Annotated in this window: 23 protein-coding genes; 9 read left to right on the top strand and 14 right to left on the bottom strand. The window is 71.6% G+C overall.

Features of this window, described 5'->3' with window-relative positions; genetic code table 11:
• Nucleotides 1–234 precede the first annotated feature (234 nt).
• The 4 genes from ACWDGI_RS35550 (at nucleotide 235) to ACWDGI_RS35535 (ending at nucleotide 5033) form a co-directional block, all read left to right on the top strand.
• Nucleotides 235–2040, top strand: a complete 1806-nt coding sequence (locus tag ACWDGI_RS35550) for a gamma-glutamyltransferase family protein (RefSeq protein WP_450766235.1) — start codon at nucleotides 235–237, stop codon at nucleotides 2038–2040.
• A gap of 142 nt (nucleotides 2041–2182) precedes the next feature.
• Nucleotides 2183–3031: an inositol monophosphatase family protein gene (locus ACWDGI_RS35545; RefSeq protein WP_450766233.1), complete on the top strand. Its 849-nt coding sequence runs from the start codon at nucleotides 2183–2185 to the stop codon at nucleotides 3029–3031.
• A gap of 86 nt (nucleotides 3032–3117) precedes the next feature.
• The gene (locus ACWDGI_RS35540) at nucleotides 3118–4527 is read left to right on the top strand and encodes a phytoene desaturase family protein (RefSeq protein WP_450766231.1); all 1410 of its coding nucleotides are present in this window, start codon (nucleotides 3118–3120) and stop codon (nucleotides 4525–4527) included.
• Nucleotides 4524–5033, top strand: a complete 510-nt coding sequence (locus ACWDGI_RS35535; protein ID WP_450766229.1) for an O-acetyl-ADP-ribose deacetylase — start codon at nucleotides 4524–4526, stop codon at nucleotides 5031–5033. The genes ACWDGI_RS35540 and ACWDGI_RS35535 overlap by 4 nt, the downstream gene beginning before the upstream one ends.
• Nucleotides 5034–5160: 127 nt before the next feature.
• Here the strand turns inward: ACWDGI_RS35535 and ACWDGI_RS35530 are convergent, their stop codons facing one another.
• Together ACWDGI_RS35530 and ACWDGI_RS35525 are read right to left on the bottom strand one after the other, a co-directional pair.
• On the bottom strand, nucleotides 5161–6060 hold the full coding sequence (locus tag ACWDGI_RS35530; protein WP_450766227.1) for a LacI family DNA-binding transcriptional regulator: 900 nt from the start codon (nucleotides 6058–6060) through the stop codon (nucleotides 5161–5163).
• A 68-nt stretch (nucleotides 6061–6128) separates the two neighbouring features.
• Nucleotides 6129–7010 carry a LysR family transcriptional regulator gene (locus tag ACWDGI_RS35525; RefSeq protein ID WP_450766225.1) on the bottom strand — a complete coding sequence of 294 codons (882 nt, stop codon included), beginning with the start codon at nucleotides 7008–7010 and terminating at the stop codon, nucleotides 6129–6131.
• 145 nt (nucleotides 7011–7155) lie between these two features.
• Between ACWDGI_RS35525 and ACWDGI_RS35520 the strand changes: the two genes are divergently transcribed.
• The 3 genes from ACWDGI_RS35520 to ACWDGI_RS35510 all read left to right on the top strand — a co-directional run bounded on the left by ACWDGI_RS35520 (nucleotide 7156) and on the right by ACWDGI_RS35510 (nucleotide 10166).
• The gene (locus tag ACWDGI_RS35520; RefSeq protein ID WP_450766223.1) at nucleotides 7156–8049 is read left to right on the top strand and encodes an SDR family oxidoreductase; all 894 of its coding nucleotides are present in this window, start codon (nucleotides 7156–7158) and stop codon (nucleotides 8047–8049) included.
• Nucleotides 8050–8194: 145 nt separating this feature from the next.
• Entirely contained in the window at nucleotides 8195–9673 is a 1479-nt protein-coding gene (locus ACWDGI_RS35515) for an AlkA N-terminal domain-containing protein (protein ID WP_450766221.1), read from the top strand.
• Nucleotides 9674–9683: 10 nt separating this feature from the next.
• Nucleotides 9684–10166: a methylated-DNA--[protein]-cysteine S-methyltransferase gene (locus ACWDGI_RS35510; protein ID WP_450766219.1), complete on the top strand. Its 483-nt coding sequence runs from the start codon at nucleotides 9684–9686 to the stop codon at nucleotides 10164–10166.
• 76 nt (nucleotides 10167–10242) lie between these two features.
• Here the strand turns inward: ACWDGI_RS35510 and ACWDGI_RS35505 are convergent, their stop codons facing one another.
• Complete coding sequence (locus ACWDGI_RS35505) at nucleotides 10243–11115, bottom strand: aldo/keto reductase family oxidoreductase (protein WP_450766217.1); 873 nt, start codon at nucleotides 11113–11115, stop codon at nucleotides 10243–10245.
• A 131-nt stretch (nucleotides 11116–11246) separates the two neighbouring features.
• On the opposite strand from ACWDGI_RS35505, the gene ACWDGI_RS35500 reads away from it, so the two are divergent.
• Entirely contained in the window at nucleotides 11247–11681 is a 435-nt protein-coding gene (locus tag ACWDGI_RS35500) for a winged helix-turn-helix transcriptional regulator (RefSeq protein ID WP_450766215.1), read from the top strand.
• Between the two features lie 53 nt (nucleotides 11682–11734).
• Here ACWDGI_RS35500 and ACWDGI_RS35495 read toward each other — a convergent pair whose 3' ends face one another.
• From ACWDGI_RS35495 to ACWDGI_RS35485, 3 genes are read right to left on the bottom strand one after another with little or no spacing between them, the layout of a single operon-like run.
• The gene (locus tag ACWDGI_RS35495) at nucleotides 11735–12469 is read right to left on the bottom strand and encodes an SIR2 family NAD-dependent protein deacylase (RefSeq protein ID WP_450766213.1); all 735 of its coding nucleotides are present in this window, start codon (nucleotides 12467–12469) and stop codon (nucleotides 11735–11737) included.
• Nucleotides 12470–12528: 59 nt separating this feature from the next.
• Nucleotides 12529–13023 (bottom strand): NUDIX domain-containing protein, encoded by a 495-nt coding sequence (locus ACWDGI_RS35490; RefSeq protein WP_450766211.1) that lies wholly within the window; start codon nucleotides 13021–13023, stop codon nucleotides 12529–12531.
• On the bottom strand, nucleotides 13020–14123 hold the full coding sequence (locus tag ACWDGI_RS35485) for an ADP-ribosylglycohydrolase family protein (protein WP_450766209.1): 1104 nt from the start codon (nucleotides 14121–14123) through the stop codon (nucleotides 13020–13022). Before ACWDGI_RS35485 ends, ACWDGI_RS35490 begins: the two co-directional genes overlap by 4 nt.
• A gap of 159 nt (nucleotides 14124–14282) precedes the next feature.
• Between ACWDGI_RS35485 and ACWDGI_RS35480 the strand changes: the two genes are divergently transcribed.
• Complete coding sequence (locus ACWDGI_RS35480) at nucleotides 14283–15401, top strand: glycerate kinase (protein WP_450766461.1); 1119 nt, start codon at nucleotides 14283–14285, stop codon at nucleotides 15399–15401.
• Between the two features lie 149 nt (nucleotides 15402–15550).
• Here ACWDGI_RS35480 and pssA read toward each other — a convergent pair whose 3' ends face one another.
• From pssA to ACWDGI_RS35440, 8 genes are all read right to left on the bottom strand, one after another.
• Complete coding sequence (gene pssA, locus ACWDGI_RS35475; protein WP_450766459.1) at nucleotides 15551–16375, bottom strand: CDP-diacylglycerol--serine O-phosphatidyltransferase; 825 nt, start codon at nucleotides 16373–16375, stop codon at nucleotides 15551–15553.
• A gap of 22 nt (nucleotides 16376–16397) precedes the next feature.
• Entirely contained in the window at nucleotides 16398–17054 is a 657-nt protein-coding gene (locus ACWDGI_RS35470; protein WP_365684803.1) for a phosphatidylserine decarboxylase, read from the bottom strand.
• 169 nt (nucleotides 17055–17223) lie between these two features.
• On the bottom strand, nucleotides 17224–18438 hold the full coding sequence (locus ACWDGI_RS35465) for an acyl-CoA dehydrogenase family protein (RefSeq protein ID WP_450766206.1): 1215 nt from the start codon (nucleotides 18436–18438) through the stop codon (nucleotides 17224–17226).
• 3 nt (nucleotides 18439–18441) lie between these two features.
• The gene (locus ACWDGI_RS35460; protein ID WP_123972516.1) at nucleotides 18442–18954 is read right to left on the bottom strand and encodes a MaoC family dehydratase; all 513 of its coding nucleotides are present in this window, start codon (nucleotides 18952–18954) and stop codon (nucleotides 18442–18444) included.
• 3 nt (nucleotides 18955–18957) lie between these two features.
• Complete coding sequence (locus ACWDGI_RS35455; RefSeq protein ID WP_450766204.1) at nucleotides 18958–19923, bottom strand: HpcH/HpaI aldolase/citrate lyase family protein; 966 nt, start codon at nucleotides 19921–19923, stop codon at nucleotides 18958–18960.
• Nucleotides 19920–21992: a protein meaA gene (locus ACWDGI_RS35450; protein ID WP_450766203.1), complete on the bottom strand. Its 2073-nt coding sequence runs from the start codon at nucleotides 21990–21992 to the stop codon at nucleotides 19920–19922. Before ACWDGI_RS35450 ends, ACWDGI_RS35455 begins: the two co-directional genes overlap by 4 nt.
• Before the next feature lie 17 nt (nucleotides 21993–22009).
• Entirely contained in the window at nucleotides 22010–23353 is a 1344-nt protein-coding gene (ccrA, locus tag ACWDGI_RS35445; protein ID WP_450766201.1) for a crotonyl-CoA carboxylase/reductase, read from the bottom strand.
• A 613-nt stretch (nucleotides 23354–23966) separates the two neighbouring features.
• Nucleotides 23967–24797 (bottom strand): TetR family transcriptional regulator, encoded by an 831-nt coding sequence (locus ACWDGI_RS35440; RefSeq protein WP_450766199.1) that lies wholly within the window; start codon nucleotides 24795–24797, stop codon nucleotides 23967–23969.
• Nucleotides 24798–24915: the final 118 nt, after the last annotated feature.

The following is a 24915-nucleotide window of genomic DNA, read 5'->3' as shown; positions in this document are numbered from 1 at the left end:
TGACCCCCGCGAACGCCTCCGGGGCGACGGTCTCGACGTACGGATGACCCCCGCGAACGCCTCCCGGGCGGGCTCGACGAGGAAGGCAGGCGGCCTGCTGTGCCCGGCCGTCCGTGGGTAGTCTGCTGCGTGATCAGGGCGATCGGAGCCGAGCTGAGACCTCCCGGACCCTCCCCGCGGCGGGTCCGGAGGACTGTCCGGCCCGGCCTACGCGCGCACCTACCGAGGTGAGAGATGCACTTCACCACCCGACCCACGCTTCAGGGATCCTTCGGCATGGTGTCGTCCACGCACTGGCTGGCCTCCCAGTCGGCGATGGCGGTCCTGGAGAACGGCGGCAACGCGTACGACGCGGCCGTCGCCGGCGCGTTCGTCCTGCACGTGGTCGAGCCGCACCTCAACGGACCCGCCGGTGAGGTACCGATCCTGCTCGCCCCGGCCGGCGGCGAGGTGCGGGTGCTGTGCGGCCAGGGTGTGGCCCCGGCCGGCGCCACGGTCGCCCACTACCGGGCGCTCGGCCTCGACCTGGTCCCCGGCACCGGCCCGCTGGCCGCGGCCGTCCCCGGCGCCTTCGACGCCTGGCTGCTCCTGCTCCGCGACCACGGCACCAAGCCGCTCGACGAGATCCTGGCGTACGCCATCGGATACGCCGAGCACGGGCACCCACCCGTGGAGAACGTCGGCGCGACCGTGGCGAGCGTACGGGAGCTGTTCGAGACCGAGTGGACTTCGTCGGCGGAGCTGTACCTGCCGGGCGGCCGGGCGCCCCGGCCCGGTGAGTTGTTCCGCAACCCCGCCCTCGCGGCCACCTGGCAGCGGCTGCTCGCCGAGACCGCGGGCGCCGGGGACCGGGAGGCGCGGATCGACGCGGCCCGTGAGGTGTGGCGCACCGGCTTCATCGCCGAGGCCCTGGTCGGGCAGGCCGCCCGCCCCACCATGGACACCAGCGGCGAGCGGCACACCGGCACCCTCACCGCGGCCGACCTGGCCGGCTGGTCCGCGAGCTACGAGGCCCCGGCGTCGTACGACTGGCACGGCTGGACCGTCTGCAAGGCGGGTCCCTGGAGCCAGGGGCCGACCTTCCTCCAGCAGCTGGCCCTGCTGCCGCCCGAGCTGTCCGAACTGCCCGCGTACGGCTCCGCCGACTACCTGCACCTCCTGATCGAGGGCTGCAAGCTCGCCATGGCCGACCGGGAGGCCTGGTACGGGGACGCGGCCGAGGTACCGCTCGCCGAACTGCTCTCCGACGCGTACAACGCGGAGCGGCGCGGCCTGGTCGGCGCCAAGGCCTCCGGGGAACTGCGGCCCGGCAGCCCCGGCGGACGCCTGCCCCGGCTGCCCGGGTACGCGCGCGTGGAGGCCGCGCGGAGCAGCGCCTTCGACCCGCTGGGCGCCGGTGAGCCGACGGTCGCGCAGGTCGCCGCCGACGGCACCACCCGGGGCGACACCTGCCACCTGGACGTCGTCGACCGCTGGGGCAACATGGTCGCGGCCACCCCCAGTGGCGGCTGGCTCCAGTCCAACCCCGTCGTCCCCGAGCTGGGCTTCCCGCTGGGCACCCGGCTCCAGATGGCCTGGCTGGAGGAGGGGCTGCCGAACTCCCTCACCCCCGGCCGCCGCCCCCGCACCACGCTCACCCCGTCGATAGCCCTGCGCGACGGCGAACCGGTGCTGGCCTTCGGCACGCCCGGCGGCGACCAGCAGGACCAGTGGCAGCTGCACTTCTTCCTCGCCGTCGCGCTGTGCGGCGAGGTGCGCGGCGGACTCGACCTCCAGGGCGCGATCGACGCCCCGAACTGGCACAACGACAGCTTCCCCAGCTCCTTCTACCCGCGCGGGCGCCGCCCCGCGAGCGTGACCGTCGAGTCGCGGACGGACCCCGGGGTGGTGGCCGGGCTACGGCGGCGCGGCCATGACGTGACGGTCGGGCCGGGCTGGTCGGAGGGGCGGCTGTGCGCGGTGGCCCGGGACCCGCGGACCGGGGTGCTGTCGGCGGCGGCGAATCCGCGCGGGATGCAGGGGTACGCGGTGGGGCGCTGACGCCGATGTGCTGCTGTCAGGGCGCTGACCTGGCACGTCCGTCGAGCGCCCGCTGATCGTCGGCACCGCCTGTTCGTCCGTATTCCATGTCCCGTACATCCGGGCGGCGGGGATTGTCAGGGGCGCGTGCTCTCATGGAGGCATGATCGAAGCAACGGAGACCATCGACGAGTTTCTCCTCCAGCACGCCGGTGACGTCGAGGACGCCATCCGCAAGGCCGCCCGGACCGAGATCCTGCCCCGCTGGCGCCGGCTCGCCGACCACGAGGTCGACCAGAAGAGCGGGCCGCACGACCTGGTGACGGACGCCGACCGGCTCGCCGAGAGGTACCTCACCGGGGCGCTGGGCGCCCTGCTGCCGGGTTCCGTCGTGGTCGGCGAGGAGGCGGTGCACGCTGACCCGGAGACGTACGAGGCACTCCAGGGCGACGCGCCGGTGTGGATAGTCGACCCGGTCGACGGCACCCGCCAGTTCGTGCGCGGCGAGGACGGCTTCTGCACGCTGGTCGCGCTCGCCCACCGGGGCGTCCTGCTCGCCTCCTGGACCTTCGCCCCTGCCCGCGGCCAACTCGCCACGGCGGTACGGGGGAAGGGCGCCTTCCTGGACGGCGTACGGCTGCACGCCGGACCGCCCGCCGCCGACCGTGACCTGCGGATCGCCACCTCCCACCCGGACTACACGACGGACGCGCAGAAGCGCGCGCTGTTCGCCCTGTGGGTCGACGGCGTCGCCCCGCGCGCCTGCGGCTCGGCGGGCCTGGAGTATCTGGCCGTCGCCCGGGGCGAGTTGGACGCGACGGCGTTCTCCTGGGAGGCCGCCTGGGACCACGCGGCCGGACTGCTGCTGGTCGAGGAGGCGGGCGGCGCCCACCTCACGCTCGCCGGCGAGCCATTCCGGATCACGGGCGACAACGTCCTGCCGTTCACCGCGGCCCGCGACGCGGCCACCGCCCACCGGGTGGTGGACCTGCTGCGGAACCCGCACTGGTAACCCCGGACGAGGGCGGTGTCAGTCCTCCGGCATATCCTGAACCCGAGTGGCCAATCGGCTGACGAAGGGGTGCGAAGGTGCCGTCGATGCTCGATGCGGTCGTGGTGGGGGCGGGGCCGAACGGCCTGACGGCCGCCGTGGAGCTGGCCCGGCGCGGCTTCTCCGTCGCCGTCTTCGAGGCGCGCGACACCGTGGGCGGCGGCGCCCGCACCGAGGAGCTCACACTGCCGGGCTTCCGGCACGACCCGTGCTCCGCGGCGCACCCGCTCGGGATCAACTCGCCCGCGTTCCGCGCCCTGCCCCTGGAGCGCTACGGCCTGGAGTGGCTGCACCCCGAGCTGCCGATGGCCCACCCGTTCCCGGACGGCCGGGCCGCCGTACTGGCCCGCTCGGTCGCCGAGACGGCGGCCTCCTTCGGACCGCGTGACGCGGGCACCTACCGCAGGCTGGTCGAGCCGTTCCTGCCCAAGTGGGACACCCTGGCGCGGGACTTCATGTCCCTGCCGCTGACCGCGCTGCCCCGCGACCCGGTCACCCTCGCCCGCTTCGGCCTGGTCGGGCTGCCGCCCGCCTCCCTGCTGCTGCACCGCTTCCGCGACGAGCGGGCCAGAACCCTCTTCGCCGGCCTCGTCGCCCATGTCATGGCCCCGCTCAGCGGACCCGGGACCGGTGCCGTCGGCCTGGTCTTCGCGCTCGCCGCGCACGCCCGCGGCTGGCCGGTGGCCCGGGGCGGCTCGCAGGCCATCTCCGACGCCCTCGCCGCCTACCTCGAGGAGCTCGGCGGCGCGATCCACACCGACTACGAGGTCAAGCGCCTGGACGACCTGCCGCCCGCCCGGTCGTACATCTTCGACACCTCGCCGACCGCCCTGGCCCGTATCGCCGGCCTCGGCAACTACTACCAGGACTACCGGTACGGCCCGGGTGTCTTCAAGATCGACTACGCGCTGGACGGGCCGGTTCCCTGGACCGCCCCGGAGGCCCGGCGCGCCGGGACCGTGCAGATCGGCGCGGACAGCGCGGAGATCGGCGCCGCCCTGCGCGCCGCCTCCCGCCAGGGCCGCGCCCCCGACCGGCCGTTCATGATCACCGTGCAGCCCGGGGTCGTGGACCCGTCCCGTGCCCCCGAGGGCAAGCAGGTGTTCTGGGCCTACGCCCATGTGCCGAGCGGCTGGACCGGTGACCTAACCGACGTGATGGAGCGTCAACTTGAGCGCTTCGCGCCGGGGTTCCGGGACCGCGTGCTGGCCCGTGCCACCGCGGGACCCGCCGAGCTCGCCGCCCGCAACGCCAACTACGTCGGCGGCGACATCGGCACCGGCGCGGTCTCCGGCCTGCAGATCCTGCTGCGCCCCAAACTCTCCCTGTTCCCGTACGGCACCCCGCATCCGGCCGTCTTCATCTGCTCGTCGGCCACCCCGCCCGGCCCGGGTGTACACGGCATGTCGGGGCACAACGCGGCCAAGGCCGTGTGGAGGAGGCTGAGACAGTCATGACCCGCATCACGCTCGTCCAGGGCGACATCACCCGGCAGACCGCCGACGCCATCGTCAACGCGGCCAACTCCTCGCTGCTCGGCGGCGGAGGCGTCGACGGCGCCATCCACCGGCGCGGCGGCCCCGCGATCCTGGAGGACTGCCGCAAGCTGCGGGCCGGTCACTACGGCAAGGGCCTGCCCACCGGCCAGGCGGTGGCCACCACCGCCGGCGAACTCGACGCCCGGTGGGTCATCCACACCGTCGGACCCGTCCACTCCACGAGCGAGGACCGCTCCGAGCTGCTGGCCTCCTGCTACCGCGAGTCCCTGAAGCGCGCCGACGAACTCGGCGCCCGCACGGTCGCGTTCCCCGCCGTCTCCACCGGGATCTACGGCTGGCCGCTGGACGACGGCGCCCGGATCGCCGTGGCGACCGTCCGGGAGGCGGACACGGCCGTCGAGGAGGTCCGGTTCGTCCTCTTCGACCAGCGGGCCTACGAGGCGTTCGCCACGCAGCTGACCTGAGCGCGGCTGCGCGCACCGACTCTGGCGTTCGGGTGGTCTGCGCGGGTGTCCACGCCGGCTCCCGGGCTCGGGTGGTCTGCGCGGCTGCGCGCACTGACATCCGTGTTCAGCTCGTCTGCGCGGGCGTTCACACCGACTCCCGGACGATGATCCGCGCCGGGACCGGGACCAGGCCCGCCGAGTCCAGCCCCAGCGCGGTGCGCGCCGCCAGCCGGCCGTGGGCCTCCGCGTCGATGTGCACGGTGGTCAGGGCGGGGCTGCTCAGCTCGCCGTACTCGGTGTCGTCGTAGCCGATCACCGCCATGTCGCCGGGGACGGCCAGGCCCAGGTCGTGCAGGGCGGTCAGGGTGCGCAGGGCGAGGTCGTCGTCGAAGGCGGCGACCGCCGTGACGTCCGGATGGGCCGCGCGCAGTCCGGCGACCGCGCCGGTGCCCGCCCGCCGCGGGCGCGGCACCGTGACCGGGACCAGGGGCGGCAGGCCCAGGCTGTGCACGGTGTGCTCGGCGAACCGCTGCCGGGCCCGGGCCGGCGCGGAGTCCTCCTCGGGGAGGGCCAGCGCGATCCGGGTGTGCCCGTGCTCCGCCAGGTGCCGGATCTGCAGCGCCGCGTGCGCGGCGAGGCCGTCCTTCCAGCCACCGCCCCGGTCCTCCAGGTCATGACCGGTCAGATACGGCTCGGCGAACCGGATCATGGCACGCGGGGTGATCGCGTCGAGCACCTGCCGGGTCGCCCCCGCCGAGTGCTGCCCGTGCCGCACCAGCAGGACATGCCCGTGGGCGGCGAGTTCGTCGTCCAGGCCGCGCACGTAGCTGCGCGAGTAGTTGCCCTCCAGACCCCGGTCCAGGTCGAGGACGACCACCCGGGAACTGCCCTCGCGCAGCGCGCGGGCCACCCCGTGCGGAACGTAGCCGAGGTCGTGCGCCGCCTGCCGTACCCGGTCGCGGGTGGCCGCCGAGATGGACTGACGCGGGTCGTCGTTCAGGACGAAGCTCACCGTGGCGCGCGAGACACCGCTGGCGGCGGCCACGTCGTTCAGCGTGACTCTCCCGGACGTACTCATCACGCAGCCCCGATCATCGATTCCGGCCGTTCGGTCTAGGCAGCGCCGACCGGGACCAGATGGGCCTCGGCCGCGCGCCGGAACGCCGGCAGCAGGGGATGGCGGTCGCCGGCCCGGGTGGCCAGGACGACCTGGAGGGGATCCGCGTCCACGACCGGCACGACGACGATGTCCGGCCGCAGGTTGCCCCGGAAGCCGGCCGGCGCCAGCGACACCACCTCACCGCTCGCCACCAGCTCCAGCTTGTCCTCCAGCGTGTCCACCAGGGCGCCCAGGTTGGTGTGACCGGCTGGATTCGCGCCGATCCGGTCGGCGCCGGTGAAGCGCGGCAGCGGCTCGTCGGCGAAATCGGCGAGCGTGACAGACTCCTTGCCCGCCAGCCGGTGGCCCAGCGGGACCAGCAGCACGCGCGGCTCGTCGTACAGCACCGTGATGTCCAAGCCGTCGGCGGTGAACAGGAACCGGGTCACCACCACGTCGACCCGGTGGTCGAGCAGCGCGTCGCGCGGTTCGTTCCAGTCCACGTGCAGGGTGCGGACGTCGGCCTCCGGGTGGCGGTGGCGGACGTCCCGGACGGCCGGGGTGACGATCTGGTGGGTGGTGTACCCGACCGTGAACGGGCCGTGCGCGGCGGCCGAGCGCGCGCTCGCGGCGGCCCGGGCGGCGCTGCGCAGCAACTCCCTGGCCTGCGGCAGAAAGGTCTCACCGGCCTCGGTGAGCCGGGTGCCGCGCGGAGTGCGGTCCAGTAGCCGGACGCCCAGCTCCCGCTCCAGACGCCGGATCTGCCGGCTCAGCGACGGCTGGGCCAGATGCAGCGCGTCGGCCGCCCGGCCGAAGTGCAACTCGTCGGCGACCACGGTGAAGTAGCGCACCAGACGGAGCTCCAGGTCCACCGGCGGTACGAAGGAATCGGGCACCCCTCGACTCTACTCCCGCCGCCGTGAGCTGCGGTCATGACCGGACAGGCATCACCAGGTGCGGAACGGGTCTTGGACCCGGGGGCCGTGCCGGACGCAGGCTGGAGTCATCCCAGCCCGTTCACTCTCCGTGAGGTGATCTGTCATGCGTGTGTTCGTCACCGGCGCCACCGGGTTCATCGGCAGCGCGGTGGTCCGCGAACTGCTCGGCGCCGGGCACCAGGTGCTCGGCCTGGCCCGCTCGGACGCGGCCGAGGCGACCCTGAAGGAGGTGGGAGCGGAGGTGCACCGCGGCGACCTGAACGACGTCGACGGCCTGCGGGCCGCGGCGCGGACGGCTGACGGCGTGGTCCACACGGGCTTCAACCACGACTTCTCCGACCTGCCGGGTGCCCTGCGCACCGAACTCGCGGCCCTGGCCGCCTTCGGCGACGCCCTCGCCGGCTCCGACCGCCCCCTGGTCATCAGCTCGGTGACCGGCCTGCTGGCCCCGGGGCGCCTCGGCACCGAGACCGACGGACCCGATCCCGCGGCGCCCGGAGCGCACCGGGGCGAGTCGGAGCGGGCCGCGCTCGCCCTGGCCGACCGCGGGGTACGGGTCTCCGCGATCCGCCTCTCGGCCTCCGTGCACGGGGCCGGCGACCACGCCTTCGTCCCGCACCTGATCGACCTGGCCCGGGACAAGGGCGTCGCCGGCTACCCGGGCGACGGCGCCAACCGCTGGCCGGCCGTGCACCGCCTGGACGCGGCCGTCCTGTTCCGCAAGGCCCTGGAGACCGCCCCGGCCGGGGCCGTGCTGCACGCGGCCGCCGAGGAGGGCGTACCGCTGCGCGACATCACCGCGGTCATCGGCCGCCGCCTCGGCCTGCCGGTGGTGTCCCTCGCGCCGGAGGAGGCGGCCGCCCACTTCGGCTGGATGTTCCGCTTCGCGGGCAGCGACAACCCGACGGCGAGCACCGCGACCCGCGAGCGCTACGACTGGCGACCCGGGCAGCCGGGACTGCTGGCCGACCTCGACCAGGACCACTACTTCGGCTGAGCGCGCCACCGGGCCATCGGGTCACCGGGGCCATCGGGTCACCGGGTCATCGAGGCCACCGGAGCCACAGGGGCTTGGAGGTCAGCGCACCTACGTGTCGGATTTCCGCCAGCATCGGCCCCGCCCGCGGGCCGATGCTGGACCCATGCAGAAAGGGACGAACCTCGACCGCGAGCACTGTGTACGCGCCGTGCAGTCCAAGGACGCACGGTTCGACGGCTGGTTCTTCACGGCCGTCCTGACCACCCGCATCTACTGCCGGCCCAGCTGCCCGGTGGTTCCGCCCAAGCCCGAGAACATGACGTTCTATCCGAGCGCGGCCGCCTGCCAGCAGGCCGGCTTCCGGGCCTGCAAGCGCTGCCGCCCCGACACCAGCCCCGGTTCCCCGGAGTGGAACCAGCGCGCCGACCTGGTCGCCCGCGCCATGCGGCTGATCGCCGACGGGGTCGTGGACCGCGAAGGCGTACCCGGCCTCGCCGCCCGCCTCGGCTACAGCCCCCGGCAGGTCGAACGCCAGCTCCTCGCCGAACTCGGCGCCGGCCCGCTGGCCCTCGCCCGCGCCCAGCGCGCCCAGACCGCCCGCCTGCTGGTCGAGACGACCGCCCTGCCGATGGCGGAGATCGCCTTCGCGGCCGGTTTCTCCTCGATCCGCACCTTCAACGACACCGTCCGCGAGGTCTTCGCGCTGTCCCCGAGCGAGTTGCGCGCGAGGGCCCCGAAGAGCGTGTCAAGCGCCCCCGGAGCGCTGTCGCTGCGGCTGCCCTTCCGCGCCCCTCTCAACCCCGACAACCTCTTCGGCCACCTCGCGGCCACCGCCGTACCCGGCGTCGAGGAGTGGCGGGACGGCGCCTACCGGCGGACCCTGCGGCTGCCGTACGGCCACGGCATCGCGGCCCTCGCCCCGAAGCCCGACCACATCGCCTGCCGGCTCACCCTCAGCGACCTGCGGGACCTGCCCGTCGCCATCAGCCGCTGCCGGCGGATGCTCGATCTGGACGCCGACCCGGTCGCGGTCGACGACCAGCTGCGCACCGACCCCGTGCTGGCTCCGCTGGTGGACAAGGCGCCCGGACGCCGGGTGCCCCGCACGGTCGACGAGGCGGAGTTCGCCGTCCGGGCCGTGCTCGGCCAGCAGGTCTCCACGGCCGCCGCCCGCACCCACGCGGCCCGCCTGGTGACCGCCCACGGCACCCCGGTCGACGACCCGGAGGGCGGGCTCACCCACCTCTTCCCGACCCCCGCGGCGCTGGCCGAACTGCCCCCCGAGTCCCTGGCGATGCCCCGCACCCGCCGTACCACCTTCACCACCCTGGTCGGCCAACTCGCCGACGGCACCCTCCACCTGGGCGTGGAGAGCGACTGGGCGGAGGCCCGCGCCAAGCTCCTGGAACTCCCCGGCTTCGGCCCCTGGACCGTCGACGTGATCGCCATGCGCGCCCTCGGCGACCCCGACGCCTTCCTCCCCACCGACCTCGGCATCCGCCGCGCCGCCCTGGACCTGGGCCTGCCCGGCACCCCGGCCGCCCTCACCGCCCGCGCGGCCGCCTGGCGCCCCTGGCGGGCCTACGCGGTCCAGTACCTGTGGGCGACCGACAGTCACCCGATCAACTTCCTTCCCGTGTAAGGACCTTGCCGTGAAGAACCACACCGTCACCGACAGCCCCTACGGCCCCCTCACCCTGGTCGCCGAGGACGGCATCCTCTGCGGCCTCTACATGGAGGACCAACGCCACCGCCCGCTCGAGGAGACCTTCGGCGCCCGCGACGACGACCTCTTCGCCGAGACCGAGGAACAGCTCACCGCCTACTTCGCGGGCGAGTTGAAGGAGTTCACCGTCGAACTGCGCCTGAACGGAACCCCGTTCCAGCGCGGCGTCTGGGAACAGCTGCGCCGGATCCCCTACGGCGAGACCCGCTCGTACGGCGAACTCGCCGACGCCCTCGGCAAACCCAAGGCCTCCCGCGCGGTCGGCCTCGCCAACGGGAAGAACCCGGTCGGCATCATCGTCCCCTGCCACCGCGTGATCGGCACCAACGGCAACCTCACCGGCTACGGCGGCGGTCTGCCCCGCAAGCAGCGCCTGCTGGACTTCGAACGGGGCGCCGGCCTCTTCTGACCACCCTCGCCGACGCCGGGCCGCGGGCCGCCGGCCGGCCCGCAGACCCCGGTTCCGATCGGTGACCTGTGCGTGTTCAGTGGCCGATGCCGTCCAGTTCGGCCACATCCTCGGCGGAGAGGGAGAGCCGTGCGCCCGCGATGTTCTCGCGCAGGTGGGCGGTGGATGAGGTGCCGGGGATGAGCAGGATGTTCGGTGAGCGCTGCATCAGCCAGGCCAGAGCGACCGACATCGGGGTCGCCGCCAGCCGGCTCGCGACCTGCGAGAGGGTCTCGGACTGGAGCGGAGTGAAGCCTCCCAGGGGGAAGAACGGTGCGTAGGCGATGCCGTCGGCGGCGAGGTGGTCCACCAGGTCGTCGTCGTGGCGGTGGGCGAGGTTGTACATGTTCTGCACGCACACGATCGGAGCGATGCCGTGAGCTTCGGCGACCTGCTCCGCGGTGACGTTGCTGACGCCGAGGTGGCGGATCAGGCCCTCTCGCTGGAGGCCGACAAGCGTTTCGAATGCTTCGGTGATCGAGCCGGGCTGGGGGCCCTGGGCGTCGCCCATGCGCATGTTGACCAGGTCCAGGGTCTCGACGCCGAGGGATTCGAGGTTCTTGTGGACTTGCTCGCGCAGGTCTTCGGGACGCCGGGCCGTGGGCCAGCCGCCCTGTGCGTCGCGGGTCGCGCCCACCTTGGTGGCGATGAACAACGACTCCGGATAGGGGTGCAGTGCTTCGTGGATCAGCTCATTCGTGATGCGTGGTCCGTAGGCGTCGCTGGTGTCGATGTGGGTGATCCCGAGGCTGACCGCCTCGCGCAGGACGGCCAGGGCGCCGTCGTGGTCGGCGGGCGGCCCCATGACCCAGGGACCGGCGAGCTGCATCGCACCGTAGCCGAACCGGGTGATGGTCGAGTCACCCAGCGTCCAGTTTCCACCGGGAAGGGGTGTGGAGGGCGTGTTCATCGCCGTGCCTTTCGCTTCTTGCCGGGCGTGGTGTCTCCGGGCCCGTAGCACCAGTGTTGGCGACACACTCTCTGCCAGGAAGTAGGTACTCTGAAGTGCGTAACTAACCGAGAGGGTGTGAGGTGGGACCGGTGACGACGACGAAGGCGGAAGAGAAAGCACAGGCCAAGGCCGAGTACAACGCGTTCCTGGCGGTGTGCCCCAGCCGCCAGCTCCTCGACCGGATCTCAGACAAGTGGGTCGTCCTGGTCCTGTGCGCACTGGGCGGCGACACGTCCGAACCGCCCGGCGCATCGACCGCCCCCAAGGCGATGCGCTTCTCCGAACTCGCCCGGCTACTGGCCGGCGTCAGCCAGAAGATGCTGACCCAGACCCTGCGTGCCCTGGAACGCGACGGCTTGCTCACCCGCACGGTGACACCCACGGTCCCCGTGACCGTCACGTACGAGCTCACCGACCTCGGCCTCTCACTCCACCACCTGACACGAGGGCTCAGGCAGTGGGCGCAGACCCACATGGACCAAGTCCTCGCCAACCGCGAGCAGCAGGACGCGCGAGATTCCTAGTACGGGCGGCGTCGTCCGTCTCCGTCGCGAGCTGAGAAGAGAGCTGAAGCGGCTTACGCCTTCTCGCTTGCCAGAAAGCGCAGCAGCTCAGGCAGTGCGGTGCCGATCGGCTCGCGGACGATCTCGTCGGCCCGGTCGTCGTACGGCGTGGGTTCGGCGTTGACGATGATGAGCCGGGCGCCGTGGTCGGCGGCGACGCCCGCGAGGCCGGCGGCGGGCTGGACCTGGAGGCTGCTGCCGACGGCGATGAAGACGGTGCAGGCCTTGCTGATGGCGAGGGCCTCGCCGAGCACGACGGGGTCGAGTCGCTCGCCGAACATGACGGTGGCGGACTTGAGGATGCCTCCGCACTCCAGGCACGGCGGGTCGTCCTCGCCGGCCTCGACGCGGGCGATCGCGTCCACCATCGGCCCCCGCGCGTGGCACTTGGTGCACACCACGCTGCGCGCCGAGCCGTGCAGTTCGAGCACCTTGCGGGCGGGCATCCCGGCGAGCTGGTGCAGCCCGTCCACGTTCTGCGTGATGACCCTGACGGGCACGCCGGACCGTTCCAGGTCGGCCACCGCCCGGTGCGCGGCGTTCGGCTCGGCCTGGAGCGCGCGGCTCTTGCGCCGCATCTGCCAGGACCGGCGCCGGATCTCCGGGTCGCCCATGTAGTAGTCGTAGGTCACGAGCTTCTCGGCCTCGGGATCCCGACGCCACAGACCGGCGGGTCCGCGGTAGTCGGGGATCCCGGAGTCGGTCGAGATGCCGGCGCCGCTGAGGACGGCGACGAGGGGCTTGGGCATGTGTTCGAGGGTAGGGCGAGGCCGGTGCGGCCGGCGAACGGATATTGCCCGCCCCGGGATCACCCCGCGCGGTTGCCGTTCTCCAGTTCCGCCGTGCCCAGGCCCTCGTCCAGTACGTCCAGCGCGGCCAGTACGCGGCGGCCCAGCGAGCCCGGCAGATACGTGAGGAGCTCGGCGCGCGGGACCAGCCGCCAGGAGAGCAGTTCCTCCTCCTGGAGCCGGATCGCCCCGAGGTCGGCGTCGGTGACGACCCCGCCGTCGTACAGATAGGCGACGATCGGCGGCCGGCCGGTGCCGTGCACCCAGTCCACCGCGAGCAGCCGGCCCATCTCCCGGTCCAGGCCGATCTCCTCCAGGGTCTCCCGGCGGCCGCCCTGGCGCGGGGTCTCCCCGTCGTCGGACTCGACGGTCCCGCCGGGCAGCGCCCAGCCCTCCCGGTAGTTGGGCTCGACGAGCAGCACCCGTCCTTCGCCGTCCCGGAAGAGCGCGGCCGCCCCGGCGAGGATCCGGGGGAGGCCCGCGATGTACGTGGCGTAGTCGTCAGTCGTGGTCACCCAGGAAGGGTAACCAGCGCGGGCTCGGGACCCGTCCGGGCGAGCCGCACGGTGCGCTCCGCCAGGTCGCTGATGCGGGCCCCGTCGAAGCCGAAGACCGCGCTGCGGACCGTGTCCTCCAGCGGGACCTTCCACTGGTCCGGGATGGCCGCCGCGCCGGTCAGCACCCCGGCCACCGAGCCCGCCGTCGCGCCGTTGGAGTCGGTGTCCAGGCCGCCGCGCACGGTGAGGGTGACGGTCCGGGTGAAGTCGCCGTCGCCGTAGAGCAGCCCCGCGGTGAGCACGGCCACGTTCGGGACGGTGTGGATCCAGCCGAGGCCCGCGGTCTCCCCGGAGACGGTGGCGAGGGTGTCCTCCCAGCTCAGCCGGGCCTCGTGCAGGGAGACGACCCGGCGTACGGTCCGCGCGAGACGGCAGCTCGCCGGTACGACGGTGAGCGCGCTGTCGATCGCCTGGCGCACGGTCGGCGCGGTGAACGCCGCCGAGATCAGCGCGGCGGCCCACATCGCGCCGTAGACCCCGTTCCCCGCATGGGAGAGCACCGCGTCCCGGCGGGCCAGGGCGGCGGCCCGGTGCGGGGCGTCCGGGCAGGTCCAGCCGAAGATGTCGGCGCGGATCAGGGCGCCGATCCACTCCTGGTAGGGGTTGTCGTAGGTGGCGGTGAGGGGCGGTTTGAGGCCGTCCGCGAGGTTGCGGTAGGCGGCCCGTTCCGCCGTGAAGGTCTGGAGGTACGGCAGCCGCAGCAGCCACAGCTCGCCGACCTGCTCGGTGCTGAAACCGAAGCCGTGGGTCTCCAGGAGGTCCAGGCCGAGGATGGCGTAGTCGACGTCGTCGTCACGGCAGCTGCCGTGGATCCGGCCGCGCACGCACCGGCGCCACTCGGGGCGCAGCGCGAGCGCGTCGCTCTCGTCGGCGGGCTCGGGGAGGTAGTCGGTGAGCGGCAGGGCGGCGGCCCGCCGCAGATAGCCGTCGATGCGTTCCCTGGTCCACACGTCGCCCCGCTCGACCGGTTTGCCGAGCATGTTGCCCGCGATCCGGCCGAGCCAGCCGCCGAGCACGCGGTCGGCGAGGTCCGGACCGGCGGTGCCGTCGTTGCCCATGGCTGTGGTCTACCCGATTTCCCAGGCGGCTCCCAGGCCGTTCCCAGGCTTCGGTCCCGGAATGACGGCGAGGGTGTCCTCCGGTTAAGGTCACAGCGGCGCGACTGGCCTTGACATGCGCGAGGCCCGGAGAGCAAGGGGATACAGGTGACACAGCGCGTGCTCATCGCCGCGGACAAGTTCAAGGGCTCGCTGACGGCCGTGCAGGTCGCCGAGCGGGTCACTGCGGGGCTCCGGCGGGTCGTGCCCGGCCTGGAGGTGGCGGCGCTGCCCGTCGCGGACGGCGGGGACGGCACGGTGGCCGCGGCGGTCGCCGCCGGTTTCGAACGCCACGAAAGGCCGGTCGCCGGCCCGCTGGGGCAGGAGGTCGGCGCCGCGTTCGCGCTGCGCGGCGACACCGCGGTGGTGGAGATGGCCGAGGCGAGCGGACTGCAACGGCTGCCGGCCGGTGTCTTCGCGCCCCTGACGGCCTCCACGTACGGCTCGGGAGAGCTGCTGCGGGCCGCGCTGGACGCGGGCGCCCGCACGATCGTCTTCGGTGTCGGAGGCAGCGCCACGACCGACGGTGGCGCCGGAATGCTGTCGGCGCTCGGGGCGCGGTTCCTGGACGAGGACGGCGAACCGGTACCGCCGGGCGGCGGCGGCCTCGCCGGCGTGGCCCGCGCGGACCTGTCCGGCCTGGACCCGCGTCTGTCCTCGGTCGACCTGGTTCTCGCCAGCGACGTCGACAACCCGCTGACCGGCCCCAAGGGCGCACCGGCCGTGTACGGCCCGCAGAAGGGCGCCTCGCCGGACGACGTGGCGGTCCTGGACGCCGCTCTCGCCCACTTCGCGAAGGTCCTGGAGGCCGAGGTCGGCCCGCGCGCGGCGGAGTACGCCGTGGCGCCGGGCGCCGGGGCCGCCGGCGGCATCGGATACGGCGCGCTGCTGCTCGGCGCCCGGTTCCGCCCCGGCATCGAGGTCATGCTCGACGTCCTCGGCTTCGCGCCCGCCGTGGAGCGGGCGTCACTGGTCATCACCGGCGAGGGCTCGCTGGACGAGCAGACGCTGCACGGGAAGGCGCCGGCCGGGGTGGCCGCGGCCGCGCGTGCCGCCGGCAAGGAGGTCGTGGCGGTGTGCGGGCGGCTGGCCCTGCCGCCGGCGGCGCTGGGCGGGGCGGGGATCCGGCGGGCGTATCCGCTGACGTCCATGGAACCGGACGTGGTGAAGTGCATCGCGGACGCCGGACCGATCCTGGAACGCGTCGCGGAACAGATCGCCCGTGACTTCCTGACCTGAGCCGCCACGCGCCCGCCGAGACGCCCCGCCTCGTCTCCCGGCCCACCGAGCGGGGTGGTGGGTGCGGACAGCGGGCTCAGGGGCCCATGGGCGTGGACACGGCAGAGGGCCCCGGACCGAGCACGGTCCGGGGCCCTCTGCCGTTGCGGTTACGGCAGCTGCGCCGCCCTCGCCTCGCGGCGGTTGTCGCGGATGTTGTTCACCCGGCGGGCCGTGGCGAACAGGGGGATCACCGCGCCCATCACCAGCTGCAGCGCACAGCCGGTCTGGAGCAGGAGCTGGCCGCCGGGGGCGTCGAAGGCCCAGGCCGCCAGGAGCCCCATCGAGAGGACGATCCAGGACAGCATCGCCCCGGCGAGGCGGCCGCGCGGCTTCGGGTACTCGACCCGGCTCACCATCAGCCAGGCCGTACCGAGGATCGCGAGCAGCGTGGCGAAGAAGGGCAGCTCCAGCAGCACGATCGAGACGACCGTGAGCGCACCGAACGGCGACGGCATGCCCTGGAACATGCCGTTCGGCGGGGTCACGCAGCTGAACCGGGCCAGCCGCAGCACCACCGCCAGCAGCACGACCACCGCTCCGACCGCGGCCACCTTCTGGTACGCGTCGTCGGCCACCATGCCGTAGACGAGCACGAAGTACGCGGGGGCCAGGCCGAAGCTGACCAGGTCCGAGAGGTTGTCCAGCTCGGCGCCCATGGGGGAGGAGCGCAGCTTGCGCGCCACGAGGCCGTCGAACAGGTCGAAGACCGCCGCGCAGAGCATGAGGATGACCGCGGTGGCGGCGCTGTGCCGCGCCATGCCCGCCGACTGGTCGTCCCCGGTGAGGTGCGGGATCAGGATCCCGGTGGTGGTGAAGTACACCGCCATGAAGCCGCACGTGGCGTTGCCCAGCGTGAGGGTGTCCGCTATCGAGAGGCGGAGAGAGAGCGGCATCTCCTCCTCGTCGTCGCCGGCCTCGTCGGCCTCGGGCACCCAGCCCGCCTGGGTCTCCGGATCAATCACGGTCAATGCGAGTCACCCCAGCCACGGTCTTCTGCCCGACCTCGACCGCGACCTCCACGCCTTCGGGCAGGTAGATGTCGACGCGCGAGCCGAAGCGGATCAGACCGATGCGGTCGCCCTGCTCGACCTTCGTGCCCTGCGGGACGTAGGGCACGATGCGACGGGCCACCGCGCCGGCGATCTGGATCATCTCGATGTCGCCGAGTTCGGTGTCGAAATGCCAGACTACGCGCTCGTTGTTCTCGCTCTCCTTGTTGAAGGCGGGAACGAAGCCACCGGGGATGTGCTCCACCGACGTCACGGTGCCGGACAGCGGAGCCCGGTTGACGTGGACGTTGAGCGGGCTCATGAAGATCGCGACGCGGGTGCGGCCGTCCTTCCACGGCATGATGCTCTGCACCACACCGTCGGCGGGGGAGATGACACGGCCCTGGGCGATCTCACGCTCGGGGTCGCGGAAGAACCACAGCATGCCCGCCGCGAGCGCGGTGGCGGGCACGGCGACTGCCTTCGCGGCGCCGGAGCGACGGGCGCGCAGGAGGCTGACGGCTGCGGTGGCGACGGTCGGGAGAAGCCACGGCGATGCTCCGCGCGCGAGGCGTACGCCGGCCAGGCTGTCTCGATGTGCAGAGGTTTGGCTGTGGGGCATGGATGACCTTCGTAGCGGATGATGCCGCGCGGGAAATGGGGACGGCGGCTTTCCGGGATCGTACCGGTCGTGGCCTACAACTGGGCAAGCCAGGAAGACGAGTCGGCGGCCGAAGACCGCTGACGGGGTGTGATCTTCTTCTCGAAGAAAACACCCCGTACCCGGACAATCAGCCCTGGAATCGATACTCTTCGAGCAACCTTCGCCCGATGATCATTTTCTGGATCTCGGCGGTACCTTCGCCGATCAGCAGCATCGGCGCCTCGCGGTAGAGGCGTTCGATCTCGTACTCCTTGGAGAATCCGTAGCCGCCGTGGATCCGGAAGGCGTCCTCCACGACCTCCTTGCAGTACTCGGAGGCGAGGTACTTCGCCATCCCGGCCTCGAGGTCGTTTCGTTCCCCGGAGTCCTTTTTGCGTGCCGCGTTGACCATCATGGCATGCGCGGCCTCGACCTTGGTGGCCATCTCCGCGAGCTTGAACTGGATGGCCTGGTGCTGGGCGATCGGCTTGCCGAAAGTGTGACGCTGCTGGGCGTACCGGACGCCCAGTTCGAACGCACGCTGTGCGACACCGCAGCCACGCGCCGCCACGTTGACGCGGCCGACCTCGACTCCGTCCATCATTTGGTAAAAACCTCGGCCGGTGACCCCGCCGAGCACCCGATCGGCCGGAATCCGGAGCCCGTCCATGATCAGCTCGGTGGTGTCGACGCCCTTGTAGCCCATCTTGTCGATCTTGCCCGGGATGGTGAGGCCGGGGCGGACCTCTCCGAAGCCGGGCTCCTTCTCGATCAGGAAGGTCGTCATCGACTTGTGGGGCTTGGCGGCTGCCTCTTCAGGGGAGTGGCCTTCGTCACTCCGGACGAGGACGGCGACGAGGGACGACGTGCCGCCGTTCGTCAGCCACATCTTCTGGCCGTTCAGGACGTACTCCTCGCCGTCCTTCACCGCCTTCGAGGTGATCGCCGACACGTCCGAGCCCAGGGCGGGCTCCGACATCGAGAACGCGCCCCGGATGTCACCGGCCGCCATGCGCGGCAGGAAGTGGTCCTTCTGCTCCTGCGTGCCGTGCTGCTTGAGCATGTACGCCACGATGAAGTGCGTGTTGATGATCCCGGAGACGGACATCCAGCCCCGGGCGATCTCCTCGACGCAGAGCGCGTACGTCAGGAGGGACTCGCCCAGGCCGCCGTACTCCTCGGGGATCATCAGGCCGAAGAGGCCGAGCTCCTTGAGGCCGTCGACGATCTGCTGGGGATACTCGTCACGGTGCTCCAGCTCGGTGGCGACCGGGAGGATCTCCTTGTCCACGAAGTCGCGGACGGTGGAGAGGATCTCCTGCTGGACGTCGGTCAGACCGGCGGTCTGGGCGAGACGGGCCATCGCTTACTTCCCCTGTTCCTTGAGCTCGGGGCGGCCCGGCTGCTCGCCGCCGCGCTCCTTGATGTACGTCTCGGTCGGCACCATCACCTTGCGGCGGAAGACGCACACCAGCGTGCCGTCCTGCTTGTAGCCCTTGGTCTCGACGTAGACGATCCCGCGGTCGTTCTTCGACTTGGAGGGCCACTTGTCGAGCACGGTGGTCTGGCCGTAGACCGTGTCGCCGTGGAAGGTCGGCGCCACGTGCTTGAGCGACTCGATCTCCAGGTTGGCGATCGCCTTGCCGGAGATGTCCGGCACGCTCATGCCGAGCAGCAGCGAGTAGATGTAGTTCCCGACCACCACGTTCTTGCCGAAGTCCGTCGTCTTCTCGGCGTAGTTGGTGTCCATGTGGAGCGGGTGGTGGTTCATGGTGAGGAGACAGAACAGGTGGTCGTCGTACTCCGTGACCGTCTTCCCGGGCCAGTGCTTGTACGTCGCCCCGACCTCGAACTCCTCGTACGTGCGTCCGAACTGCATCGCCTAGGCCTCCGGGATCTCGAACTTCGACGTGCGCTGCATGCCGGCGGCCCGGCCCTTGCCGGAGATGACCAGGGCCATCTTGCGGCTGGCCTCGTCGATCATCTCGTCGCCGAGCATCGCGGAGCCCTTCTTGCCGCCCGCCTCGGACGTGTAGTAGTCGTACGCGTCCAGGATCAGCTCGGCGTGGTCGTAGTCCTCCTGCGACGGCGAGAAGATCTCGTTGGACGCCTCGACCTGGCCCGGGTGCAGCACCCACTTGCCGTCGAAGCCGAGGGCCGCGGCGCGCTGGGCGACCGCGCGGTAGCCCTCCACGTTGCGGATCTGGAGGTAGGGGCCGTCGATCGCCTGGAGGTTGTTGGCGCGGGCGGCCATCAGGATCTTCATCAGGATGTAGTGGTAGGCGTCCGCCGGGTAGCCGGGCGGCTGCTCGCCCACCACCAGCGACTTCATGTTGATGGACGCCATGAAGTCGGCCGGGCCGAAGATGATCGTCTCGACACGCTGGGACGCGGTGGCGATCTCGTTGACGTTGTTGAGGCCCTGCGCGTTCTCGATCTGCGCCTCGATGCCGATCTTGCCGACCTCGAAGCCCATGGTCTTCTCGATCTGGGTGAGGAGCAGGTCCAGCGCGACCACCTGCTGGGCGGTCTGCACCTTCGGCAGCATGATGCAGTCGAGGTTCTGGCCGGCGCCCTCGACGACCGTGACGACATCGCGGTACGTCCACTCGGTCGTCCAGTCGTTGACGCGCACCACCCGCGTCTTGCCCGTCCAGTCACCCTCGTTGAGGAACTTCACGATGGTGTGCCGCGCCCCGGGCTTGGCGAGCGGCGCGCACGCGTCCTCCAGGTCCAGGAAGACCTGGTCCGCCGGGAGACCCTGGGCCTTCTCCAGGAAGCGGGGGTTCGAGCCGGGCACGGCCAGGCAGGAGCGCCGCGGGCGGAGCCGGTTGACGGGCGTGGTCATGCGGGGACCTCCAGGGGGTCGAGCTTGTTCGCTTTCCGGATCTCGTCGACGATGCGGCCGATGATTCCGGTGATGTCGAAGTCCTTCGGGGTGAAGACCGCGGCCACTCCGGCTTCCCTGAGCTGCTCGGCGTCACCATTCGGGATGATGCCACCGGCGATGACGGGTATATCTGTGGCACCGGCCACACGGAGTCGTTCCAGGACGTCCGGGACCAGCTGGGCGTGCGAGCCGGACAGGATCGACAGGCCCACCGCGTGCACGTCCTCGGCCAGGGCCGCGTCCACGATCTGCTCGGGTGTCAGCCGGATGCCCTGGTACACCACTTCGAAGCCGGCGTCCCGGGCCCGTACGGCGATCTGCTCGGCGCCGTTGGAGTGCCCGTCGAGACCCGGCTTGCCGACCAGGAACCTCAGCTTGCCGCTGCCCAGGTCGCGGGCGGTGGCGTCCACCTTCGCCCGCACCTCGGCCAGCGCCGAGCCCGCCTCGACGGGGACCGCGACGGGAGCGGAGGAGACCCCGGTGGGTGCCCGGAACTCGCCGAACACCTCCCGCAGCGCGCCCGCCCACTCGCCGGTCGTGACTCCGGCACGGGCGCACTCCAGGGTGGCCTCCATGAGGTTGCCGGTGCCCTTGGCGGCCTCCTTCAGCCGCTCCAGCGCCTTGCAGGGGCGCGGGTGGTTGAACGGCGGCTGGTAGCGCGTGTCGCGCCAGCGGCCGATCGCCGCCACCACCCGGGCCTCGACGGCCGGGTCGACCGTCTGGATCGCGGTGTCCAGGTCGGCCGTGAGCGGGTTGGGTTCGGTCGTCTCGAAGATGTTGACGCCGACGATCTTCTCCCGCCCGGACTCGATCCGGCCCCGGCGCTCCGCGTGCGAGGAGACCAGCTGCGACTTCAGATAGCCGGACTCGACGGCGGCCATCGCGCCGCCCATCTCCTGGATCCGGTCGATCTCGGCCAGGGAGTCCTCGACCAGCTGGGCGACCTTCGCCTCGATGACGTGCGAGCCCTCGAAGATGTCCTCGTACTCCAGCAGGTCGCTCTCATGGGCGAGCACCTGCTGGATGCGCAGCGACCACTGCTGGTCCCAGGGCCGGGGCAGGCCGAGGGCCTCGTTCCACGCGGGCAGCTGAACGGCGCGCGCGCGGGCGTCCTTCGACAGCGTCACGGCGAGCATCTCGAGGACGATCCGCTGGACGTTGTTCTCCGGCTGCGCCTCGGTCAGACCCAGCGAGTTGACCTGGACGCCGTACCGGAAACGGCGCTGCTTGGGGTTCTCGATGCCGTACCGCTCGCGGGTGACCCTGTCCCAGATGCGGCCGAACGCGCGCATCTTGCACATCTCCTCGACGAAGCGGACGCCCGCGTTCACGAAGAAGGAGATCCGCGCGACCACATCGCCCATCCGCTCCTGCGGCACCTGGCCGGAGTCACGGACGGCGTCCAGCACCGCGATGGCCGTGGACATCGCGTACGCGATCTCCTGGACCGGCGTGGCGCCCGCCTCCTGCAGGTGGTAGCTGCAGATGTTGATCGGGTTCCACTTCGGCATGTGGGAGACCGTGTAGGCGATCATGTCCGTCGTCAGCCGGAGCGACGGCCCCGGCGGGAAGACATGCGTCCCCCGGGACAGGTACTCCTTGACGATGTCGTTCTGGGTCGTGCCCTGGAGCTTGGTGATGTCGGCGCCCTGCTCCTCGGCGACGACCTGGTAGAGCGCCAGCAGCCACATGGCGGTGGCGTTGATCGTCATCGAGGTGTTCATCTGCTCCAGGGGGATGTCCTGGAACAGCCGGCGCATGTCACCGAGGTGCGAGACGGGTACGCCCACCCGGCCGACCTCGCCGCGGGCGAGGATGTGGTCGGGGTCGTAGCCGGTCTGCGTCGGCAGGTCGAACGCCACCGACAGGCCGGTCTGGCCCTTGTCGAGGTTGCGCCGGTACAGCTCGTTGGACGCCTCGGCCGTGGAGTGCCCGGCATACGTGCGCATGAGCCACGGCCGGTCCTTCTCCCTCGGCGCCTGCGGCACGGAATCCCGCCCGCCGTCGGCGATCTGACGCTCAGTCATCTATGACCTCGGGTGTCTCAGATGTTGCGGAAGCGGTTGATGGCGTCGAGGTGCTTGGCGCGCATCTCCTCGTCGCGCACGCCGAGGCCTTCCTCGGGGGCCAGGCACAGGACGCCGACCTTGCCCTGGTGGAGGTTGCGGTGCACGTCGTAGGCGGCCTGGCCGGTCTCCTCCAGGGAGTAGACCTTCGACAGGGTGGGGTGGATCTTGCCCTTCGCGATCAGCCGGTTGGCCTCCCAGGCCTCGCGGTAGTTGGCGAAGTGCGAGCCGATGATCCGCTTCAGGGACATCCACAGGTAGCGGTTGTCGTACTCGTGGTTGTAGCCGGAGGTGGAGGCGCAGGTGACGATCGTGCCGCCCTTGCGGGTGACGTAGACGGAGGCGCCGAAGGTCTCGCGGCCGGGGTGCTCGAAGACGATGTCGACGTCCTCGCCGCCGGTCAGTTCACGGATGCGCTTGCCGAAGCGCTTCCACTCGCGCGGGTCCTGCTCGTGCTCGTTCTTCCAGAACCTGAAGTCCTCGGCGTTGCGGTCGATGATCGCCTCGGCGCCCATGGACCGGCAGATCTCCGCCTTCTGCGGCGAGGACACGACACAGATCGGGTTGGCGCCGCCGGCCAGCGCGAACTGGGTGGCGTAGGAGCCGAGTCCGCCGCTCGCGCCCCAGATGAGGACGTTGTCGCCCTGCTTCATGCCGGCGCCGTTGCGGGAGACCAGCTGGCGGTAGGCGGTGGAGTTGACCAGGCCCGGGGCGGCGGCCTCCTCCCAGCTGAGGTGGTTGGGCTTGGGCATCAGCTGGTTGGACTTGACCAGCGCGATCTCGGCGAGCCCGCCGAAGTTGGTCTCGAAGCCCCAGATGCGCTGCTCGGGGTCGAGCATGGTGTCGTTGTGGCCGTCGGACGACTCCAGTTCCACGCTCAGGCAGTGCGCGACGACCTCGTCACCGGGGTTCCAGGCGTTGACGCCCGGGCCGGTGCGCAGGACGACGCCCGCGAGGTCGGAGCCGATGATGTGGTACGGCAGGTCGTGCCGCTTGGTCAGCTCGCTGAGCCGGCCGTAGCGCTCCAGGAAGCCGAACGTGGACATCGGCTCGAAGATCGAGGTCCAGACCGAGTTGTAGTTGACGCTCGATGCCATGACGGCGACCAGGGCCTCGCCCGGGCCCAGCTCGGGCAGGGCCACCTCGTCGAGGTGGGTGGACTTGCGCGGGTCCTTGTCGCGGGTCTCCAGACCCGCGAACATCTCCGTCTCGTCCTTGTGCACGGTGATCGCGCGGTACGACTCGGGCAGCGGCAGGGCGGCGAAGTCGGCCGGCGTCGAGTCCGGCGACTGGATCGCGTCGAGAATGGCCTGAGTGGTCACGGTGTTGCCTCCGGCGGTTCTGCGCCCCTTGAGGGAAGGGGTGCTGAGGGTTACGTCGGTGCTGCTGAGGGTTTTGGGAAGGTGCCGTCGGTTCGGCGTGGGTGGTGCTTCGGCAGCGCTTTGTGGCGCGGGAGGTTGCCTGTGACGCAGGCGTCCGGCGGGCGGGCTGGTGGGCTCGCCGGGACAGGCCGGACACCCATCAACGTATGACACCGCGTGTCAGGTGGCAAGGCACTGAGTGCCAGAACTTGCTCTCAGATGAAATCTTTACGTAACAAATGAGCGATGATCGATCAAACCTACTGGCCGGTAGGGTAAGGTGTCCCGACTTGCGGAGGTCGTCCGGATGTCAGAGTGGCTCGGCCGGACGGTTAGAGAGGTGCCCGGCACGCAGTGCCATCGCGTGCGGCAGCCGGAACCGGACCTCGGGGCCGATCGGGTGACGGGGAACGCCCTCCCGCGCCTCGGCGGCGGGATTCTCACCGACCAGGCGTCGACGCGCCCTGAGAGGGGCGCGGAACTGTGTCGATCCGCGGCTCCGCCGCGTGGGCGCGGCGAACCACCACGACGCCACACCCGCCCAGGGGGGCACGTCGTGGCACCCGCCGGGCGCTCAACGCTCCTTGAGCGCCTGTTCGATGGTGCGCATCACCTCGTGGAGCGGGGCGTCGGTCCGGGCCACCGTCACCAGCACCTCGCCCTGCGAGGTCACGGTGGCCGGCGTGGTGGACCGGGGCGGGGTCTCCCGGCCCGCTCCGATGCCCGTCCCGAACGTCTTGCGCACGATCGCGAAGGCGTGGTCGAGCTGTGCCTCCACATCTCCCTGGCCGCCGGCCCGCAGCCAGCGCCGCAGCACGTGGTTGTGGGCGGTGACCACCGCCGACGCGGCGACCTCGGCCAGCAGCGGGTCGTCGTTCGCGTCGTCCGCGTGCGCGTGCTCGTCGAAGTGGCCGAGGAGGTAGCGGGTGAAGAGGCGCTCGTAGCGGGCCACCGAGGCGATCTCGGCCTCGCGGAGGGTGGGTACCTCGCGGGTGAGCTTGTAGCGGGCGACCGAGATGTCCGGCCGGACCGCGTACATCTTCATGACTTCCTTGATGCCACGGCACACGGTGTCGAGCGGGTGCTCGTGCGCCGGGGCCGCGTTGAGCACGGCCTCCGCACGGATCAGCGTGTCGTCGTGGTCCGGGAAAATGGCCTCTTCCTTGGAGCGGAAGTGGCGGAAGAAGGTGCGACGGGCGACCCCGGCCGCGGCCGCGATCTCGTCGACGGTGGTCGCCTCGTACCCCTTGGTCGCGAACAGCTCCATCGCGGCGGCCGCCAGTTCTCGGCGCATCTTGAGCCGCTGGGCTGCCGCGCGACTGCCCGCGGCACTTTCCGGCGCGTCGGACGTGGCTGGTGTACGTGAGGACCTGGCGGGCTGGGGCATGCCCCGAACGTACTGCATGTGCGCAGCTTGATGGGCGTGACCGGGGTTTCCCCCGCCTGTGAAGGGCGGGGGACCTCCGGGCCGGGCGGGCGGGGGAGGGTCTGGCGGGGCGGGCGGGGGAGAGCTGTGGCGGGCG

The organism is Streptomyces sp. NPDC001220 (genome assembly GCF_053597895.1).
Note: the sequence above shows the minus strand (reverse complement) of the source record. Positions and strands in the feature narration are given on the sequence as shown.

What these genes read in the sequence shown, in the direction of transcription:
- ACWDGI_RS35550 (WP_450766235.1), top strand. Translation starts at nt 235, where the DNA reads ATGCACTTCACCACCCGACCCACGCTTCAGGGATCCTTCGGCATGGTG.
- ACWDGI_RS35545 (WP_450766233.1), top strand. Translation starts at nt 2,183, where the DNA reads ATGATCGAAGCAACGGAGACCATCGACGAGTTTCTCCTCCAGCACGCC.
- ACWDGI_RS35540 (WP_450766231.1), top strand. Translation starts at nt 3,118, where the DNA reads ATGCTCGATGCGGTCGTGGTGGGGGCGGGGCCGAACGGCCTGACGGCC.
- ACWDGI_RS35535 (WP_450766229.1), top strand. Translation starts at nt 4,524, where the DNA reads ATGACCCGCATCACGCTCGTCCAGGGCGACATCACCCGGCAGACCGCC.
- ACWDGI_RS35520 (WP_450766223.1), top strand. Translation starts at nt 7,156, where the DNA reads ATGCGTGTGTTCGTCACCGGCGCCACCGGGTTCATCGGCAGCGCGGTG.
- ACWDGI_RS35515 (WP_450766221.1), top strand. Translation starts at nt 8,195, where the DNA reads ATGCAGAAAGGGACGAACCTCGACCGCGAGCACTGTGTACGCGCCGTG.
- ACWDGI_RS35505 (WP_450766217.1), bottom strand. Translation starts at nt 11,115, where the DNA reads ATGAACACGCCCTCCACACCCCTTCCCGGTGGAAACTGGACGCTGGGT.
- ACWDGI_RS35495 (WP_450766213.1), bottom strand. Translation starts at nt 12,469, where the DNA reads ATGCCCAAGCCCCTCGTCGCCGTCCTCAGCGGCGCCGGCATCTCGACC.
- ACWDGI_RS35485 (WP_450766209.1), bottom strand. Translation starts at nt 14,123, where the DNA reads ATGGGCAACGACGGCACCGCCGGTCCGGACCTCGCCGACCGCGTGCTC.
- ACWDGI_RS35470 (WP_365684803.1), bottom strand. Translation starts at nt 17,054, where the DNA reads ATGCCCCACAGCCAAACCTCTGCACATCGAGACAGCCTGGCCGGCGTA.
- ACWDGI_RS35465 (WP_450766206.1), bottom strand. Translation starts at nt 18,438, where the DNA reads ATGGCCCGTCTCGCCCAGACCGCCGGTCTGACCGACGTCCAGCAGGAG.
- ACWDGI_RS35460 (WP_123972516.1), bottom strand. Translation starts at nt 18,954, where the DNA reads ATGCAGTTCGGACGCACGTACGAGGAGTTCGAGGTCGGGGCGACGTAC.
- ACWDGI_RS35455 (WP_450766204.1), bottom strand. Translation starts at nt 19,923, where the DNA reads ATGACCACGCCCGTCAACCGGCTCCGCCCGCGGCGCTCCTGCCTGGCC.
- ACWDGI_RS35450 (WP_450766203.1), bottom strand. Translation starts at nt 21,992, where the DNA reads ATGACTGAGCGTCAGATCGCCGACGGCGGGCGGGATTCCGTGCCGCAG.
- ACWDGI_RS35440 (WP_450766199.1), bottom strand. Translation starts at nt 24,797, where the DNA reads ATGCAGTACGTTCGGGGCATGCCCCAGCCCGCCAGGTCCTCACGTACA.